Origin of the sequence: Colwellia sp. BRX9-1, from assembly GCF_014077195.1 — a bacterium.
Lineage (GTDB): Bacteria > Pseudomonadota > Gammaproteobacteria > Enterobacterales > Alteromonadaceae > Colwellia_A.
On sequence record NZ_JACGVM010000010.1, the window covers coordinates 33497 to 52723 of the forward strand.

Genomic DNA, 19227 nt, shown 5'->3' on the forward strand with positions numbered 1-19227 from the left:
TTTTTACACTTGCTCGTTAGACTTTAAACTTACCCACTATATCATTTAAGCCGGTGAATTCTTGTTGTAAACTGTCACAAGCTTGCTGCGTTTGCTGTAAATTTTGTACGCCTTGCTGATTTAAATCCATCAAATTTAATATATCTTCATCAATTGATCTGATCACATTAACTTGTTGTTGAGTAGCTTCAGTTACTGCATGATTTTCATTATCAACCTGTTGTAACATATGAATAATTAATTGCATTTTTTCGTCGGCTACTTTGGCTTTTTGCACACTACTGGTACTATTTTTTTGACTTTCGTCCATAGAAATAACCACCGCGTCAGTGCCTGTTTCTAAGTTATCAATCATGGTTTCGATTTCCAGTGCCGCTTCTTGAGTGCGTTGTGCTAACTGTCTAACTTCATCAGCTACCACAGCAAAACCTCGACCCTGTTCCCCTGCTCGTGCCGCTTCAATAGCCGCATTTAACGCGAGTAAATTAGTTTGTGAACTAACCCCTTTAATAACATCTAAAATGCTGACTATATTTTTAGTTTCACTGCTTAATTTTTCGATTTCGCCGCTTGACTGCGTCATTATTTTCGACAAATGTTCAATTGACTGAATATTTTCATTGAGTGCCACCAGCCCTTCATTTGACTGTGCTTGCATGCCTGATGTTAAGTTAGAAGCCGTTAGTGCGTTAGTCGAAATTTCTTGTGAAGAGTTATTTAACTCGGTTACCGCTGTCGATACACTTTCACCACGATTAAGCTGTTGATCGGCCATATCAATACCGACTTGTGAACTTTGTCGAACTTGGCCAATCTGCTGTTGTAAATTCGCCGCTGACTCTTTAACTCGTCGCATCGAATGATGCATAGTTTCTATAAAATCATTAAAGTTTTCTGATAGTTCACCAAACTCATCGTGGCTCTCAACCGATAAACGTTGGGTTAAATCACCGTCGCCACGAGAAATACCTTTTATGGCAAGGTTTAAGGTATGAATAGGTTTCATTAAATAGCTAAACAATAAATGCATAAGAATAATTGTTGCAAGTAAGCTAGCTATAACCACAATAATGGCAATGTTTCTCGAGTTCACCATGGGTTGGTAAGCTTTTTCGCTGTCAAGTACGACACCTACATACCAATTAACCGAGTCTATGCCTTTAATGGGGATAAATGAAACTATGGTGTTATTATTAATCTCATTTAAGTCACTCGAAAATGGCGGTGTTTGACCTAATAATTCACTCACATCTTTATCGACATATTTCACATCAGGATGACTGAGAATCTTCCCTTTTGAAGTCATTAAATAGGCATAGCCTAAATCAAGAAAATCAATTTCATTCAGAATCGATGAAATCTCATCTAGAAAAATATCACCTCCAGCTGCACCAACAAATTGTCCATTTTTCAAAATAGGCGCTACAGCAGTCAATACTTTTTGATCCGTCGTGGCATCTATATAAGTTTCAGTAAAAGAAGACTTACGTCCTTCTTTTGCAAGTAAATACCAAGGGCGCTGACGAATATCAAAACCTTCTGGGAGTTGTATCGTTAAATCATCAAGAATAAATTCGCCGGTACTGGCTAGTCCAACAAAGGTATTTTTCATCTTCCCGGCTTTTACTGCTTGCTGAACCGCATGAAAAATTTCTTCATGACTATTAATGTCAGTAATATTAAGCGCCACTGCATCGATTATTTGTAGACGATTCGTTAACCAGTTCGCAATATTTCCAGAAACCGAACGGCCTATTTCATCGATGGCATTGTTAAGATTTTTTTGGGTGTGATCTTTTAAGAATATATAATTAATTGATGTAGATACCGACAAGGCTATTAGTAATAATACCGTAGTCACCATAATAATTTTATGGGAAAATTTTAATTTAATCACTGATGATCTCTCTTACTTTATTAGCTAACTTCATGGCATTACCATAGCACTGGAAATATCTAGATCCAACTTCCCGTTGCATTTAATCTTTTGAAAGCAACTTCAAAATTAATCTGATAAAATAACGCTATATTTTTATTGATAGTATCGCTAATTACTCTTATGGACAATCAACCTTTCAACCCATTACACGGCATTACCTTAAAAGCACTTGTTACAGAACTTGTTGAATATTTTGGTTACCCTGCGCTTAGTCAAAAAATAAAAATTAAATGCTTCACTGAGGATCCTAGTATCAATTCAACCTTAAAATTTTTACGTAAAACGCCATGGGCACGTGAAAAAGTTGAAGCACTTTTTATCAAGAATTATCATAAAGTGCATCAAGCAAATGATGAAAAAAAATAGCGGTCAATAATCTCGCAAGCCACTCATACTCAATAAAAATTTTAGCTTATAGCGCAATAAACTAATTGCTTGATTAAAAACCTGTCACACTGACTCCATATTCATTATTTTTTGGAGTCAGGTATGAAACCCATTAATCACTATATTTTAACTTGGCAATGCCCTGATACTTCAGGAGTATTAGCAAAAGTTTCTCAGAGCCTTTATCAACACGGCGCTTTTATTACTGAAACCTCACAGTACAGCGACCCGTATACCTCTATTTTTTTCTCGCGTATCGCATTTGATGACAGAAACTTAACCGTTTCAATTGCACAATTCCGTCAAGCCATAGCCGAATTAGCCCAACCGCTTGCGATGAACTTTCAATTAAGAGAACGTGATGATTTTCCAAATGTCGTTATCGCGGTATCTAAAGATGACCATTGCTTGGTGTCGTTATTAACTAAAGTTAAAGCCGGTGTTTTACCTATTAATGTTGCTGCTGTGGTTTCAAACCATCTGGACTGCCAAGCTTTAGTTGATTGGCATAAAATTCCTTTTCATCACTTACCTATTTCTTCTTCGACAAAAGCGCAACAAGAAAGTGAACTACAAGCCTTATTAATAAATTACAAAACAGACTTATTAGTGCTTGCGCGTTATATGCAAATTTTGTCTGATGATTTTTGTCAACAATGGCAAGGTCGAGCGATTAATATTCATCATTCTTTTTTACCCAGCTTTAAAGGCGCAAAACCTTACCATCAAGCCCACCAACGTGGTGTGAAAGTGATTGGCGCAACCGCCCACTATATTACTAGTGACTTAGATGAAGGACCTATTATTGTGCAAGAAGTAAAAGCCATTAACCATAGCCTGACGATAGAGCAGATGGTTCATAGTGGTCACGACATTGAAGCAACAGCATTGTCTCATGCGGTTAGAATGCATGCCGAGCAACGTGTCTGTTTGAATCAGGGCAAAACAGTTATTTTACTTTAGCGGTTAATTTATAAGGTAAACGTAACGAGTAAAGCACCCAATACGCTGGGTGCTTTACTGTTTTCATTCACTATTTCTGCTACATTAAGCCATAACCTTTTGTCTTAATTAGTTGTCTTTTCCGATGATCCACTACCAAATAACGCCTCAAAATCTAAACAGTCATTTATTTTTGGTTACGCTTTCTTTTGCCACACAAGTGGATAAGACTTACCATTTATCGCTACCCGCTTGGTTACCGGGTAGCTATATGATCCGTGACTTCGCAAAAAATATTACGGAAATTAGCGCTTATAACAGCGATCAAAAAGCAGCTCAAAATACTGAGACAATTGCGCTGAATAAAACCGATAAACAAACTTGGCAATTTACCGCAACAAGTGTCACTACCTCAATATGTTATCAAGTATTCGCTTTTGATTTATCGGTACGCACCGCTTACTTAGACAGTGAACGTGGCTTTTTTAATGGCAGTTCAACTTTTTTACAAGTGCAAGAATTGCCAGATGAACGCTGTCAGTTAACTATTGCATTACCACAAGAATTAACGACTAAATCGTCGCCACAGTTAAATAGTTGGCGAGTTGCCACGGGTTTAACACGCGCTACAGGCACTGATAAATATCAATTAGGTCATTATATTGCTAAAAACTATCAAGAACTTATCGATTGTCCTGTTGCCATTGGTCACTTTGATGCTTTTGAATTTGTTGTCGAAGGTGTTACCCATCACTTAGTCTTTACTAGCCAACATTTTGGTGATCGGGAGCGCCTAAAAAGAGATATAGCTAAGCTTTGCCAGCATCATATTAACTTATTTGGTGAGGTCCCTTTTAAAGAGTACTGGTTTATTACCCATTTGTTAGGCAGCGGTTTTGGTGGGCTTGAACATAAAAACTCGACAATTTTACAAGCCAGTCGCTTTGATTTACCCAACCCTAATAGACCTGATGAAACGTCTGAAAATTATCAAACTTTTCTCAGCTTATGTTCACATGAATACTTTCACGCTTGGAATGTATGCCGCATTAAACCGAAAGAATTTATTCCCTACAATTTACAGCACGAAGTTCACACGAGACAATTGTGGGCCTATGAAGGCATCACGTCTTATTATGATGATTTTTCATTGTTTCGCAGTGGATTGATCAGTTTTGAAGACTATTTACTGCAATTATCTAAGACAGCTACCCGAGTATACCGGGGTAAAGGGGAATTAAAACAAAGTGTCAGCGACTCCAGCTTTGATACTTGGACCAAGTTTTATCAACAAGGACCAGATGGCGTAAATAATATTGTTAGTTATTATACTAAGGGCGCTTTAATTGCACTCTGGCTAGATTTAACGATTAGAGAAAAGTCAGCAGGTGTCTACAGCTTAGACACATTAATGCGTGAATTATGGATACATTTTGGTAGAACAAATATTGGTACCTGTGAGGAAGACTTTATAAACATTGCCAATATTCTCTGTAATGACGATATTACAGTGGCTTTTCAAGCCTTACTTAACAATGCTCAACGTATTGAATTAGCCCCGTTACTTAAGCAAGTAGGTATTGCCTTTACTGCTCAAAAGTTCAAGAAGTTTAATAGCTTAGAGACTACTGACAATAACGCTTATTCTCCTTATATCGGTGCACAATATAGCGCGCTACCTTCAGGCGTGAAGATTACTCAGGTTATTGAAAACTCTCCTGCAGCTGAAGCCGGCTTGGCAGTTAACGATATTTTACTTGCCGTAAATAATATCAAAGTGACTGAAATATCGTTGCAGCAACTGGCTGATCATTTACCAGAAAATACTGAGCTAACCTGCCACTATTTTCGTGATGATCAGTTAATGACCGGTCACATTGTTTTTATTGATTCACCACTGGCGGCCATCGCTATTACAGAAGTGGACAGCACGCTTAGCAAAAAATGGCGCTGTAAAAATTAACTGTAAATTTTTTGCCACAAAAAAGTAAAACGCTAGTGTAATTAAAAACCCACAAACTAGTAACAAAAGTTACTTTGTGCAAAAATAACCTTATTGCTTTCAAAACTAGAATATTAAGGGTTTAAAATGATCAAAATGAAACGAATTCACCACGTCGCTTATCGTTGTACTGATGCAAAAGTTACTGTTGATTGGTACAAAGAACATTTGAACATGGAGCTAACGGTAGCCATTGCTGAAAATGAGGTACCGTCGACTAAGGCACCAGACCCTTATATGCACATATTTTTAGACGCGGGCATGGGTAATGTTTTAGCCTTTTTTGAAATTCCTAATTCTCCAACCATGGGCCGAGATGAAAACACACCAACATGGGTACAGCACATCGCATTAGAAGTTGAAGATGTTGATGCACTTGTCGCCGCAAAAGAAGAGTTACAAAGTAAAGGTGTTGATGTATTAGGCCCAGTTCATCATGGTGTATTTAAATCAATTTATTTCTTTGACCCGAGTGGTCATCGCTTAGAATTAGCAGCGAATACCGGTACAGTTGAACAAATGAAAGAATTAAAAAGGGTTGCTCCTTTAATGATTGAAGAGTGGGCTGTTACTAAAGTTGCACCAAAACACGCGGCTTGGTTACACGAATAAAACTATTTTGCCCCTCGTTAATGGTCAAACAATATCCAATAAATAAAACTAAGCTATTATTTCTATTTAGCTTAGTTTATTGCGCACATGGTATAACCTAAAAATCACAACAAATTTCTATCATTAACTGAACGAAATAGGACATTAGTACATAAAACGAAGAGTTTCGTATATAAAGCGAGCGTAACAATGTACTCTATTTGTGATTATTTATGTAAGACATTAACCATAGAGAAAACATATTTTTACCATTCATTAACTTTTGAACAAATAAATAGACTTTAAAAACAATAAGTTAACCTTTCACACTCAATGAATTGTAAATAAATGTATATTTATAACTTGCGACATTTATAAACTAAGGTAAAGTATTGTCCAGCTACTTTGTAGCCAAATAACAAAATGGATTGAATTGCACGGAAAGCCTTAACCTTCTCTTATGAGAGGTTACTTTTAAAGAATACGGATGATTAAGTTAATATCAGGATGATTGTTAATATTTAGGTCAATAGACCGATAAGGACAACCCAATAAAGTGTCAGGATGACCGATAAAAAATGAACCGAGTATTTAACGCAACATAAAAAATAATAATACGTTAAAGCTTATAAACGGAATTGCTAATAGGTTAGGATAACCACTTAAAGTTTGATGAAAACGATGACTTGTTCATCGTTTTTTTATGTCTGAAAATTAATCATGAAAAACACTATCGCTGTTTCCTACAATATAACGTAAAATAGAACCATTGAATTTAAAAACGAAATTATTTTATGTCTCGTACCAAAAAATCTAGAAAACAAGGCAATGGTCCTATCGGCGCAGTAAAAGATGATAAGAAAAAAGCCCTAGTTCCTGTTGATAGAAAACCAAAGAAGAAAACAGGAAAGCAAGCCGGCAACCGACAAAAAGAAGCTTTTGATGCAGGTAAAGAATCTCACTTACCTACAGAAAAGAAAGATCCGCGCATTGGTAGTAAAAAACCAATAGATCTTGGCGGACCGGTAACAGCGGCGGTGCAACCTTTTAAAGCCAAAAACAAAGTAAAAGCAGATAACTCTCCAATTGCTGCTATTCGTGTTGTTGAAGCTGATACCTCATTGCAACAAGAACTCTTCGCTATTGAAGAAGATAGCCGCTTGCAAAGTATCCTTGCCCAGCAAGATGAAGATATTTCGCTAAGTAACGAAGATGTTGATTATTTCAATGAAAAAATGGAACGTCATCAACAGCTACGTGAGATACTCGGCATAGAAGATGAAGATGACGACGACGAATCACCTGAAACGGCTAGCAAAGCAAAATCAGGTGATGATCTTTGGGATAAATTTGACAACAGCGACCTGTCAAAATTCGAATAAGGCTTTATCATGTTTTCAACTCCTTGGATTTATATAGTAGTTGGCGGAGTAATTATTATTGCTGCGCTTGCTTTTTATGCGGTGAATTTATTAAGCCAGCTAAAAGCGCAAACAGCTAAAATAAAACAGGCAGAGCAAGATAAAAAAATTGCCTTAGCAAAGCACGATAGTAAGATCCTTAGTAGTGTTGTGATTATTGCCCACGCAATGAAAGAAGAGCAATGTGATATCGCTGAGGGTTGTTGGCGATTGAGTGTATTGCTCGATTCTTTAAAGTTGAGCAGTGGTTTGTCAGCAGAGTTTCCTGCAGTCTTTGAACTTTATGATAAAATTAAACATATGCCTATTCTTGATGCAAGAAAGAAACTTGCCAAAAATGAGCGTATGAAACTTGATTTTGAACGTATGAAAGCGGAGAGCGATTTATCCGCACAGATAAATATTGACGTTATCTCTTTGCATCAATATGCCCAAGAACGTATGAGTGCCCTAGCAAGTTAATTTTTTACCAAGTTAACTTTTTACTAAGTTAATAACGCTTTGTTGCGCTCGATCAATATTGTTAATGTTTGCATTGTTAAACTGTTGCTTAGCATATACCCGTTACCATTCAATCTATATTTTGATTGATAACGCGTATATAAGTAATGGCTAACTCGGTAACCAACCATGCAAGCAAATCAATTTTTTGACCCTAAATTACTGTCTAAATATAATACCAGTGGACCTAGATATACCTCTTATCCAACGGCTTTAGAATTTCATGATGAATTTTCTGAACAAGATTTCATCCAAGCAGTGAAAGATTCACCCAACCGTGAATTGTCCTTGTATGTACATATTCCCTTTTGCCATAGCCTTTGCTACTACTGTGGCTGTAATAAAGTAATTACCCGCCACCGTGACAAGGCCGATACCTACTTAGAGTTTTTAGCGGAAGAAATTAGTTCACGAGCTGAATTTTTTACTGACTACACCGTTAAACAACTCCATTGGGGTGGCGGCACACCCAGCTTTTTAACCCATATCCAAATCACAAAATTAGTCTCTTTATTAAAAGAAAAATTCACTTTTGCTGAACATGTAGAAATGAGTATAGAAATTGATCCGCGTGAAATTGAAATGAACCTTGCCGAACACCTCTTTGATTTAGGTTTTAATCGTCTAAGTATTGGCGTACAAGACATTGACAAAAAAGTACAAGAAACAATTAATCGTGTGCAATCAACCGAATTTATTAGCGACTTTATTGCCCATGCAAAGGCAGTGGGCTTCAAATCAATTAATATCGACTTGATCTATGGTTTGCCTCACCAAACTATAGAAACCTTTACAAAAACGCTTAACAAAGCTCATGAGATGGATGTCGACCGTATTTCATTGTTTAGCTATGCACATATTCCAAACCGATTTGCTGCCCAACGTAAATTACGTGACGAATGGTTACCCAGCGTGCAAGAAAAATTTGCCTTAATGAAACTTGCCATCGAAAAGCTTTGTGGATTTGGCTACGATTTCATTGGTATGGATCACTTTGCTAAACCTAATGACGAACTTTCTATTGCACAAAAAGAGGGTTCCCTGCACCGTAATTTCCAAGGATATACTACAAAGGGTGGTTGTGACTTGTTAGGATTAGGTGTTTCTTCTATTAGTAATATCGGTACTTCTTTCAGTCAAAATATTAAAGAATTGCAAGCCTATTATAAAGCGATAGATACTAGAAAAAATGCACAAGTGAAAGGGGTTAGCTTATCAACAGATGACGTGATCCGTGGCGAAGTTATTCGTGAATTAATGTGTAATTTATATATTGATAAACATCAGATCAGTAAAAAGTACGATATCGATTTTGCAGAATATTTTGCTGAAGATTTACCGCTACTGAAAACATTTATCAGTGATGGTTTGGTTGAAAATACTGCTGATTTTATTAAAGTAGATCAGAAGGCACGCTTGTTGATTCGTAATATTTGTATGAGTTTTGATGCTTACATGAAACAACACGTTAACCAACAGCGCTTCTCGCGGGTAATTTAAGCGGAACTCTCACCTTTATAAATAATAAATAACTATAAAGGTGAGAAATTTAATCAATTTTTCCTAAACTAAACTTGTGGTCAGCACTTGAAAAAATTAATTCAACGCCTTTTTCTGTAACCTCTTCTTGTGCTAAATCGGCCCATTGGTAATAAACATTACGGTGAACTTTTGCCAATAAATTACGACGCACTAATACATATAATTCGCCGTTAGCATTCATCGTTAACGGATGAGTTTCATCAAGCACGAACTCGTCATCTACATTGGTACTAACCGTCATTATTGATTTGTTATCATCTTGCCAAGCCCATTGCGTTAATACAAAAGGGGCGTCTTCAACGATAATCTTAACTTTTTCAGCGGGTGTCACTAAAAAGTACTCGTCGCGATCACCAGCGACTTCTCTTAATAAAACCGAAGCAAAAAGTTTAACTAACGATAACCGTTTAAATATTGTGCCGCCATAAAACCAGTCGCCATTACCTTTGACCTGTAGATCAATTTCGCCACAATACGGTGGGTTCCATGATTCTATCGGTGGTAATTTTTTAGTGTTACCTGGTGTTAGCTTATTTAATTGTTCAGAAATTTTGTCTAGTGACATTTATACCGCCAAATTATCCGCTGGATAGTAATTTTAAGACCTAAGGTAAAAATACAGTATGAGGAGACATTAGTAAAACAGCATCTAAAATTAAGTTAATAATCAGCAAAAAGTACAGTTAAGCTGAATGTTGCCCATAAAACGCTTAAAAGCAAAAATTTTCCTTGTCAATCTGCTTAAAAATACAATATACTCTCCGCGCCTTATCACTGGGCGCTTCAAGTAATATCAGTGGTGGCTATAGCTCAGTTGGTAGAGCCCCGGATTGTGATTCCGGTTGTCGAGGGTTCAAGTCCCTTTAGCCACCCCATTCTTTATAAAGACACCTATAACACATTAAATAAAACCATCAGTGATTCCATTTTCGCTTACCGTGGGTTCAAGTCCCTTTAGCCTACCCCATTCTTTATAAGTTTATCTCAAAGAAAACACACATCCATCAGTGATTCCATTTTCGCTTACTGTGGGTTCAAGTCCCTTTAGTTATAGGGTTTTTCTAAATTTCTCTTTAAAACCATCTAATAACGCCTATTTAGGTAATTTGTCTAGGTGTTGCTGTTTTTTTTGATTAAACTAATAGTAATTAAAGTAAGAAGCACACTGTAATGGAAAAACATCAACAATTATTAATTGCCTTAAGGAAAGTCATCAGGGCAATCGATTTACATTCAAAACACCTTAATAAAACTTCGGGTTTAACCAGTCCACAATTATTAATTATGCTAGAAATAGATAAAGTTTCTGGTATAAATTCAAGCCAAGTAGCCAAAAATGTTAATTTAAGTGCTGCTACCGTGACCAATATTTTGGACAGGCTAGAGAATAAAGGCTTAGTTTCAAGAATACGTAGTACCCAAGATAAACGTAGAGTGAGCTTATATTTAACCGAGGATGGTAAAGCACTTTTACTCAATGCCCCCCAAGCATTGCAAGAGCATTTTATTGATAAATTTTCGAATTTAGCGCAGTGGGAGCAATCACAGTTGCTTTCATCTATGGAACGATTGGCTGGAATGATGGATGCAAATGAAATAGATGCGGCTCCGTTATTAGAGCTTGATGCGATGAGCGCCAGCAGCAGCAGTAGTAAAGCTGACGCATCTAATAAGTAAATACAGCTCGGTTTAACCCGAGCTGTTGTCTATTAACGTAACAAATGTAAGAAATGCAAATGCTTGTGGTATTGATCAATAATATTATTGATCACTGCCGTTTTCGACCAGCCCATAATGTCATAGTCTTGACCACCTTCGCCCAAGTGAACTTCAGCACGATAATAACTTTGCTCATCTTCCGCTTCATTGGCTTCAATAACATAATCAGGTTGAGAGTACTTACGAGCTAACACCCGATAAACAAACTCTTGTGCTTCACCATGGTCAACAATTAACGTCAGCCCATCGTCGTGTGAGATTTCAACATTGATTTGATTAGCTTGTAGCTCTTTAGCGACGGAATCAAATGCTGGAACGACTGTCTGCGTAACAAACTTACTGACATTAGCTTTGTTGGGGAAATCGACAACATTCTTCAAGCGCATTTGCCAACTATCACTATTCTCATTACCTGAGTGAGGTATTGCTGTGATTAGCTGACTATCCTGCTTAAAAGCTTCAACTCTTAACGATTTAATCAAGCCTGCAATGGCTAGTAATAATACGATAGTAAAAGGTAGAGCACTGGCAATAGTCATGGTTTGGAGGGCATTAAGACCACCAGCCAATAATAATATTGCCGCAACGATACCAATACCTACCGCCCAATAAACACGTTGCCATAGCGGCGTATCATTTTTGCCATGCGAGCAAAGCATATCAACGACCATAGCGCCTGAATCACAGGAGGTGACAAAAAATATCACAATCATTAAGACACTAAAGAATGACAACACCGAAGATAATGGAAAGTTTTCAAGAAAGACAAACAAGGCAACGGATGAGTCTTTACTGACCATCTCTCCTAATTCGACAATGCCTTGATTATAAACCAAATCAATCGCACTATTACCAAAAATAGTCATCCAAAATAAAGTGAAGACCGTGGGTATTAGCATAACGCCGATAATGAATTCTCTGATAGTACGGCCACGTGAAATTCTGGCAATAAACAAACCCACAAAAGGTGCCCACGCCAACCACCAGCCCCAATAGAAGATTGTCCAGCCACCTATCCAGTCAGTCTTTTTGTAAGCGAATAAATTAAAGGTGTTATGAACAATATCCGCTAAATAATCACCAATATTTTGTAAATAGGCTTGTAATAAAAAGACTGTTGGGCCGAGCACAAAAATCAAAAATAACAAGATCACCGCTAAAACCATGTTGGTTTCAGAAAGTATTTTAATGCCCTTATCTAGCCCTGTGGCAACTGATATAACCGCAAGTGACGTGATACCAAACATAATAATTATTTGATTAGTGACTGAGACTTCAATACCGAATAAATAACCAAAACCCGCATTAACTTGTGAGGCACCTAAGCCCAGCGAAGTAGCAACACCAAAGACCGTACTCACCACAGCAAAAATGTCGACCAAATGTCCTGGCCATTTATATATTCTGTCTCCAATCAAAGGATATAGCGCAGAGCGTAACGTTAATGGTAAATTATGACGATAACTAAAATAGGCTAATACTAAGGCAACAATGGCATAGATAGCCCAGGCATGAAGTCCCCAATGAAAAAATGTCATTTTCATTGCTTCTTGCACGGCTTCAACCGTACCTGTTTCTGCTGTTGGTGGTGACAAATAGTGCATTAAGGGTTCTGCGACACCAAAAAACATTAAGCCAATGCCCATTCCAGCAGCAAAGAGCATCGACAGCCAAGAGACTAAGGTGTAGTCAGGTGTTGAATGATCTGGACCTAAGCGAATATCGCCATAACGAGAAACGCCTAAAAAGATAACAAAAAAGAAGATGAATGCGACAGTCAGTACATAGAACCAACTACCATTTTCAATAATACTCGTTTGAATAAGTGTGAATAAACTTTGCGCCTGTTGAGGTAGTGCAGCGGTATAAACTAACAAGGCAATAATAATAGCGGAGGCACTGCCAAATACCTTCTTGTTTAATTGACTCTTAACGGTTGTAGGCAAATTCTTCCCCTGATTTTAATTAGTATTGATATTATATCGACTTAAGCCATGCTGTAAACAATTCTGTATACAACACAAGAAAATTTAAAGAGGAACAAATGCTCTATTAGAAACACAAATACACCAACTAATATATAAAGATTTGTAAAAATTATCTATAAGTCCTATTTTTTGTTAAGCTATACGCGAATAAATATAGTTAGAACTCTAATAATATCAACTCAAAACATAATTAAACACCAAGGGATACTTAATATGAAATTCACTAAGTTGCATTATGCTGTGCTTACAGCACTAGCTGCATCGAGCGCTCTCTCTGCTGAAGAAGTCACAAAGCAACAAAAAGCAACGATAGAAGTTATTGAAGTTACTGCAACTAAACGCACAGAGTCTATTCAAGATGTTCCTGTTACCGTTACCGCCTTAACGGGTGCTAGTTTAGAAAAACTTGGGGTGTCAAATTTTGACGAATATGTAGAATTTTTACCTAATGTTGTTTTTCAGGGCACTGGCCCTGGACAAAATGAAATATATATCCGTGGTGCAGCTACCGCACAAACAAACATATCTGTCTCGTCAGTACAGGCATTGCAACCGTCAGTTGCTTTTTACTTAGACGAACAACCCGTTTCTATGCAAGGACGTAACTTAGATGTATACGCGACTGATGTTGAACGTATAGAAGTTTTACCTGGGCCACAAGGCACACTTTTTGGTGCTAGCTCGCAATCGGGCACAGTTCGCTTGATTACCAAAAAACCAAACCATGATGGTTTTTCTGCCGGTTTTGATACCAGCACAAGTACCACAAAAGGTGGGGACTTAAGTAATTCTGTTGAAGCTTATTTCAATATGTCTTTAACAGATTCACTTGCTGTTCGTGTTGCTACTTACAATGATCACCAAGGCGGTTGGATAGATAATATTCGCAATGTCCCTGGTCAAGGTGGTTACAACGGTAGTGCAGTAGTTATTGATAGAATTTCAGCTAATTTTGCTAAACTAGCTGATCCAGAAAATACTCCAACTACCGCACCACAAAACGATGCTTTAGTAGAAGACGACTTTAACACTGCTAATTATGCTGGTGCACGTTTTGGTGCCTCATACTTGATCAATGACGAATGGAACCTTTTAGTTCAACACACTCAACAGTCTCTCGATACTGAAGGTGTGTTTTCTTATGATCCAAATCTTGAAGGTCAAACATCAACAAACCGTTTTGTACCAGAAAATAATAATGATGATTTTGGTTTAACCACCTGGACACTAGAAGGTCGCCTTGAGCAACTTGATATCGTTTATACTGGTGGTTACTTAGACAGAGATATTAATTCAACGATTGATTACACCGGCTATACCAATGGTGGTCAATTTTCAGCTTATTATGTTTGTAACTATGCAAGTGCACCTGAAGCACAAGAGTGTCTTGACCCAACTAAGTATTACAAAGAAGAAACTAGTACCTCTCGTATGACTCATGAGCTACGTTTCAATACGCCTGCTGATAAAGACTGGCGTGTTACGGCTGGTGTTTTTTATGACACGCAAGAAGTATCATCAGTGGGTCAATTTAAAATAGCCAATACTGAACTTTTTCCTGATTTACAAAGAACTCTTGTTGGTAGTGAAGGTATTAACAGTAATGGTGGGCCTTTCCCTGCTGAAGTCAGCTTTGTTAATGATGTTACCCACACGATAGATCAAGTCGCGGTATTTGGTCAGTTTGCTTATGACATAACCGACACAGTTACCGCAAGTTTTGGTGCCCGTTGGTATCAAATTGATGACATTTATAAAGGGTCGACAACAACCGCTGATGTTAGTGGTCGATTACGTGCCTTTGGTGACGGAAGTGACGCTGCCTTAAACGAATTTTTTGGTGAAGAAGAAGCAACGGCCATTAAAGAAGCTATTGCTAGCGGTCAGTTAGACACAAGTTTACTTGATAATAGTGGTAAATTAACCGTAGATGATACGATTATCAAAGCCTCTGTTGATTGGAAAGTAACGGACGATGTGATGGTCTTTGCCTCATATTCAGAAGGTTTTAGACCGCCGGTTACTAACCGTGTAGGTGGTGGTTCTGCTGCAAACCAAGAAGGCGCTTTTGAAGGCTTCCGTATACCCGTATACTCAACTACCGATAGCTTAGATAACATTGAAGTTGGTTTTAAATCAACCTTATTTGACCAATCACTACGCTTTAATGCCACAGCTTATTATTCAAAAATATCTGATCTACAGACCTCACGCTATGACCCAACCAATATCAGTTTCTTAGTATTTACTGATAACGTAGGTGATGCAGAGATCAAAGGTATTGATGGTGATTTTAGCTGGGTAGTGACTGACAACTTAGTTATCTCGGGCGCGTTCAGCTTAATTGATACTGAATTAACATCAGTTAATGACGTACTTGATGGCATTGCACCAAGTGTTGGTAGTAGATTACCTTATTCAGCTAAATTTTCAGGCAACCTACAAGCAGAATATTACTATAATATCTCTGGCGATTTAACCGGTTATATTAACGGTTCAATCAGTTATACCGGCGAAAGACTTGCGGGTATGGCGATGGATGCTTACATGGTCGAAGATGCGACTAATTTAGTTTATGGCACAGGTTCAGGTTTAAGTATTCAAAAAGAAGCTGATGTCTATAAAGGTGTTAACTATCAAAGTAGTAACGGAGAAACCTTTGCCGGTGGCCGTTACATTCAAGATAGTTACATTTTGGCCAACTTAAGCTTTGGTGTGACTAACGACGAATGGAAAGCAGAATTTTTTATCGATAACTTAACTGATAAAAGTGCCATTCTATACGTAGATACACAACAATATACGCCAAAAGTTGTTTCTAACAGACCTCGTACTGTAGGTTTTAGATTCTCGTATGATTTTTATTAAGCGTTAATGTTAATTAACTTTTAACTAAAAACTAAATAAAGCCGCTTGAACTTTGTATCAAGCGGCTTTTTATTGATAGAGTATCTCATCAGAGCAAGACCACTTGTTAAACTGCCTTGGAGCAAAATCGTTGAACAACACAACTGTCCCCCCGATTGAAACACACTTAAAATCGATTCAAACCTTAATCCAAACGGCAAAATTTAGCGAAGCGATTGCACAAAGTAAAGCACTGCAACAACAAGTCACCGAACAGCAAGACCACATTGAATTATGGTATTTAATGGCTATTGCCCAGCGCTATAGCAAAGAGTTTACCCAAGCACTCACCAGTATTAACGCGTTACTTAAACTTGATGCCCTGCACAGCCGAGCAAATCAAGAACAAGGTTATACGCATTTAGCCTTAAACAAGGTTAAGCAAGCTAAATTATCCTTTGAAAAGGCCGTACAACTTAATCCAAGTTTAGTGGGTAGTTGGCATGAGCTAATTCAACTTTATCGACAAGACAGTCAACAAGAACAAGTGCAAAAGGCAGCTAACCATCTCGAAAAATTGAAAAAATTACCGCCGGCATTACTGGCAGTTACCGAATTAATGTATGAAGGGAAATTATTAAAGGCAGAGCAAATTTGTCGACATTTTTTACAGAACAACAAGCGTCATGTCGATGGCATGTGCCTACTTGCTGAAATAGGTATGGAGCTAAAAGTTTATGACGATGCTGAATTTTTGCTGGCTAGCGCCCTTGAATTAGCCCCTGATCATATTCATGCACGCTCTCAATATCTAAACCTTCTTATCCGTTTAGGAAAATATAAAGCCGCAGAGCAGCAGGTTGAAACATTACTACTGACACAACCAGACAATCTTAGCTATAAGATCGCCAAAGCCAATACGTTGACCGGCTTAGGTAAAATAGAACAAGCTATAACTTTGTTTGAGCAAGCCATCAGACAAGATAGCAAGATCCCCGGTTTCTATTTACAACTTGGTCATGCGCTAAAAGCTCAAGGCGATATCAAAAAAGCGGTTACTGCTTACCAAAAAGCTTATCAATTAAACCCCAGCTACGGTGATGCATTTTGGAGTTTAGCCAATACGAAAACCTACCGCTTTAGTGATGAAGAAATCACCAAAATGCAACACCAGCGTACGGATGAGAATTTGGCGATAACCGACAAAGTGCAATTACATTTTGCTACTGGTAAAGCCTTTGAAGACAGAGAAGACTATCAGCAAGCCTTTGAAGCTTATCAGCAAGGTAATGAATTACAGCATGCTAGCAATGGCTTTGACATTAATAAAATAGAACAACAAGTCGCTGAACAAATAAAATACTGTACCCACGAGTTATTTGAAGTTCGTCGCAATTTAGGCCTTAACTCACCTGATCCTATTTTTATTGTTGGTTTACCCCGTGCAGGTTCAACCCTGCTTGAACAAATACTGGCTTCACACAGTCAAGTTGATGGCACGATGGAACTGCACAACATTTTAGGCTTAGCGTCGAGGTTACGCGGGCGCGAGAATAATAAAAATGAGCAGGAAAGCCATAAAGAAAGCCAATACCCCAAAAATTTAGCTGAAATTAATCCGACATATTTTAAACGCTTCGGTCAACAATTTATTGATGAAACACGAGTCTATCGTGAACAGGCCCCTCTTTTTATTGATAAAATGCCTAACAATTTTTTACACATAGGTTTGATTAAATTAATACTGCCAAACGCTAAAATTATTGACGCAAGACGCCAACCAATGGCTTGTTGCTTTAGTGGTTTTAAGCAATTATTTGCCGAAGGACAAGATTTTAGTTACCGCCTTGAAGACATTGGCCGTTACTACCAGGCTTATCTGAAATTAATGGCTCATTGGCAGCAAGTACTGCCGGGATTTGTTTTAACGGTTAATCACGAAGATGTTGTTGATGACTTAGAAAAGCAGGTCAGAAGAATACTTGATTTTTGTGGCTTAAGCTTTGAACAATCTTGTGTTGATTTTCATAAAACCAAACGCACCATTAAAACGCCAAGCTCTGAGCAAGTCCGTCAGCCGATTTATAAAAGTGCTACCGAGCAATGGCGTCACTTTGAACCTTACTTAGCACCATTAAAAAAAGTATTAAACATCGAATAAACGGTTGTTATTAAGAGATTAGTAAATATTTAAAACCATTATACAAACTGTTATAGTGAACAAATAAACAGCGAAATAACACCTTCGCTAAAAAGGATTTTGTGAGAATAAGCTAAAATGAACCACTTTGATAACGAAAAATTTCATCAACCTCATGTCATTTCATTATTTGCATTAGTAGGTATGTCGATAACGGCTGTTATGGGAATTGTTGGTCTTTTTAACAAAAACTTTGTTTTAGCGATATCGTTATTCATCGCCAGCTTGATTTATTTCATCGGTTATTATGCCCACAAAAAATTTAACAACATTAAATTAAGTTCTGCAATTATTCTGTATTCTTTATATATATTAATGTTTTACCTTATATATACTGGTGGCGTTGAGAATACAGGTCCATTATGGGTATTTATTGTTGCTCCTGTCTCAGTATTTGTTCATGGCCTAAAACGTGGTCTGATAGAGATTATGTTCTTTGTCATAATATCTATTGCAATCATGAGTATACCTACGGAAATCATTCCTCATACTGCCTACAGTACTGAATTTAAATTACGCTTATTATACTCTTTTTTAACCGTGACTTTTCTTTCTGCTCTATATGAATATTCAAGAGATCAATCTTATCAGCACACCTTAAAACTAAGTGAAAAATATCAACGCTTGGCGCATTTAGATCCCCTAACCCAATTATCTAATCGCCGTGCTGCGCTTACTCTGTTAAAACGAGAACAAGCACGTGTCATTCGAAGTAAAGAATCTTTATCTATTATTTTATGTGACATTGACCACTTTAAAAAAATTAATGATAAGTACGGTCATAATGCGGGTGATGCAGTATTAATTGAGTTGGCAAAAATATTTACCAATGGTATGAGGGAGCAAGATTGTATTGCTCGTTGGGGTGGAGAAGAGTTTTTATTTATTTTACCGCAAACCCAAGCCAAAAGTGCCCATGTTTTAGCAGAAAAAATCCAAGAAAAACTCCAACACCATATTGTTCATTATGAAGGCCATGAGATTAATGTCAGGATGAGTATGGGCATTGAGCAATTCAAAGACAACCAAACCATTGATGAAATGATCAACTGTGCCGATAAGCAGCTTTACCAAGCGAAAAATGCTGGCAGAAATCAAATTTTTCCAAAGTTTTAAATTTGCTGTTTTATCACAAGATAATCAAGGGA

General features: G+C 37.5%; 14 protein-coding genes and 1 tRNA gene. 12 read left to right on the forward strand and 3 right to left on the reverse strand.

Annotated features, from left to right (window positions below; translation table 11 throughout):
* Nucleotides 1-16: 16 nt before the first annotated feature.
* Nucleotides 17-1897 carry a methyl-accepting chemotaxis protein gene (locus H4J76_RS10835; RefSeq protein ID WP_182221455.1) on the reverse strand — a complete coding sequence of 627 codons (1881 nt, stop codon included), beginning with the start codon at nucleotides 1895-1897 and terminating at the stop codon, nucleotides 17-19.
* A 162-nt stretch (nucleotides 1898-2059) separates the two neighbouring features.
* Here H4J76_RS10835 and H4J76_RS10840 point away from each other — a divergent pair, with 162 nt between their 5' ends.
* The 7 genes from H4J76_RS10840 to hemN all read left to right on the forward strand — a co-directional run bounded on the left by H4J76_RS10840 (nucleotide 2060) and on the right by hemN (nucleotide 9283).
* A complete protein-coding gene (locus H4J76_RS10840) occupies nucleotides 2060-2305 on the forward strand; it encodes a VF530 family DNA-binding protein (RefSeq protein ID WP_182230584.1) in 246 nt (81 codons plus the stop codon).
* Between the two features lie 123 nt (nucleotides 2306-2428).
* Complete coding sequence (gene purU, locus H4J76_RS10845; RefSeq protein ID WP_182230585.1) at nucleotides 2429-3289, forward strand: formyltetrahydrofolate deformylase; 861 nt, start codon at nucleotides 2429-2431, stop codon at nucleotides 3287-3289.
* A 124-nt stretch (nucleotides 3290-3413) separates the two neighbouring features.
* Nucleotides 3414-5231, forward strand: a complete 1818-nt coding sequence (locus H4J76_RS10850; protein ID WP_182230586.1) for a M61 family metallopeptidase — start codon at nucleotides 3414-3416, stop codon at nucleotides 5229-5231.
* Between the two features lie 126 nt (nucleotides 5232-5357).
* Nucleotides 5358-5882 (forward strand): VOC family protein, encoded by a 525-nt coding sequence (locus H4J76_RS10855; protein ID WP_070375174.1) that lies wholly within the window; start codon nucleotides 5358-5360, stop codon nucleotides 5880-5882.
* 773 nt (nucleotides 5883-6655) lie between these two features.
* Nucleotides 6656-7243, forward strand: coding sequence for a Der GTPase-activating protein YihI (gene yihI, locus H4J76_RS10860; RefSeq protein WP_182221452.1), 588 nt, complete (start codon nucleotides 6656-6658; stop codon nucleotides 7241-7243).
* A gap of 9 nt (nucleotides 7244-7252) precedes the next feature.
* On the forward strand, nucleotides 7253-7744 hold the full coding sequence (locus tag H4J76_RS10865; protein WP_182221451.1) for a DUF2489 domain-containing protein: 492 nt from the start codon (nucleotides 7253-7255) through the stop codon (nucleotides 7742-7744).
* Between the two features lie 168 nt (nucleotides 7745-7912).
* A complete protein-coding gene (gene hemN, locus H4J76_RS10870; protein ID WP_182215385.1) occupies nucleotides 7913-9283 on the forward strand; it encodes an oxygen-independent coproporphyrinogen III oxidase in 1371 nt (456 codons plus the stop codon).
* Nucleotides 9284-9332: 49 nt separating this feature from the next.
* On the opposite strand, the gene H4J76_RS10875 is transcribed toward hemN, so the two are convergent.
* Complete coding sequence (locus H4J76_RS10875; protein ID WP_182180442.1) at nucleotides 9333-9890, reverse strand: DUF1285 domain-containing protein; 558 nt, start codon at nucleotides 9888-9890, stop codon at nucleotides 9333-9335.
* A 234-nt stretch (nucleotides 9891-10124) separates the two neighbouring features.
* Between H4J76_RS10875 and H4J76_RS10880 the strand changes: the two genes are divergently transcribed.
* Nucleotides 10125-10200: transfer RNA gene (locus H4J76_RS10880), tRNA-His, on the forward strand.
* A gap of 295 nt (nucleotides 10201-10495) precedes the next feature.
* The gene (locus H4J76_RS10885) at nucleotides 10496-11002 is read left to right on the forward strand and encodes a MarR family winged helix-turn-helix transcriptional regulator (RefSeq protein WP_182230587.1); all 507 of its coding nucleotides are present in this window, start codon (nucleotides 10496-10498) and stop codon (nucleotides 11000-11002) included.
* A gap of 32 nt (nucleotides 11003-11034) precedes the next feature.
* Here H4J76_RS10885 and H4J76_RS10890 read toward each other — a convergent pair whose 3' ends face one another.
* On the reverse strand, nucleotides 11035-12990 hold the full coding sequence (locus tag H4J76_RS10890) for a choline BCCT transporter BetT (RefSeq protein WP_182215383.1): 1956 nt from the start codon (nucleotides 12988-12990) through the stop codon (nucleotides 11035-11037).
* A 255-nt stretch (nucleotides 12991-13245) separates the two neighbouring features.
* On the opposite strand from H4J76_RS10890, the gene H4J76_RS10895 reads away from it, so the two are divergent.
* The 3 genes from H4J76_RS10895 (at nucleotide 13246) to H4J76_RS10905 (ending at nucleotide 19195) form a co-directional block, all read left to right on the forward strand.
* Complete coding sequence (locus H4J76_RS10895) at nucleotides 13246-15900, forward strand: TonB-dependent receptor (RefSeq protein ID WP_182230588.1); 2655 nt, start codon at nucleotides 13246-13248, stop codon at nucleotides 15898-15900.
* A gap of 130 nt (nucleotides 15901-16030) precedes the next feature.
* Nucleotides 16031-18040, forward strand: coding sequence for a tetratricopeptide repeat-containing sulfotransferase family protein (locus H4J76_RS10900; protein WP_182215380.1), 2010 nt, complete (start codon nucleotides 16031-16033; stop codon nucleotides 18038-18040).
* Nucleotides 18041-18157: 117 nt separating this feature from the next.
* Nucleotides 18158-19195 carry a GGDEF domain-containing protein gene (locus H4J76_RS10905; RefSeq protein WP_259377138.1) on the forward strand — a complete coding sequence of 346 codons (1038 nt, stop codon included), beginning with the start codon at nucleotides 18158-18160 and terminating at the stop codon, nucleotides 19193-19195.
* Nucleotides 19196-19227 lie beyond the last annotated feature (32 nt).

Excerpts from the sequence above, each read along its gene's own strand:
- H4J76_RS10855 (WP_070375174.1), top strand. The coding sequence starts at position 5,358 with ATGATCAAAATGAAACGAATTCACCACGTCGCTTATCGTTGTACTGAT.
- yihI (WP_182221452.1), top strand. The coding sequence starts at position 6,656 with ATGTCTCGTACCAAAAAATCTAGAAAACAAGGCAATGGTCCTATCGGC.
- H4J76_RS10850 (WP_182230586.1), top strand. The coding sequence starts at position 3,414 with ATGATCCACTACCAAATAACGCCTCAAAATCTAAACAGTCATTTATTT.
- H4J76_RS10885 (WP_182230587.1), top strand. The coding sequence starts at position 10,496 with ATGGAAAAACATCAACAATTATTAATTGCCTTAAGGAAAGTCATCAGG.
- H4J76_RS10840 (WP_182230584.1), top strand. The coding sequence starts at position 2,060 with ATGGACAATCAACCTTTCAACCCATTACACGGCATTACCTTAAAAGCA.
- H4J76_RS10895 (WP_182230588.1), top strand. The coding sequence starts at position 13,246 with ATGAAATTCACTAAGTTGCATTATGCTGTGCTTACAGCACTAGCTGCA.
- H4J76_RS10865 (WP_182221451.1), top strand. The coding sequence starts at position 7,253 with ATGTTTTCAACTCCTTGGATTTATATAGTAGTTGGCGGAGTAATTATT.
- H4J76_RS10905 (WP_259377138.1), top strand. The coding sequence starts at position 18,158 with ATGAACCACTTTGATAACGAAAAATTTCATCAACCTCATGTCATTTCA.
- purU (WP_182230585.1), top strand. The coding sequence starts at position 2,429 with ATGAAACCCATTAATCACTATATTTTAACTTGGCAATGCCCTGATACT.
- hemN (WP_182215385.1), top strand. The coding sequence starts at position 7,913 with ATGCAAGCAAATCAATTTTTTGACCCTAAATTACTGTCTAAATATAAT.
- H4J76_RS10875 (WP_182180442.1), bottom strand. The coding sequence starts at position 9,890 with ATGTCACTAGACAAAATTTCTGAACAATTAAATAAGCTAACACCAGGT.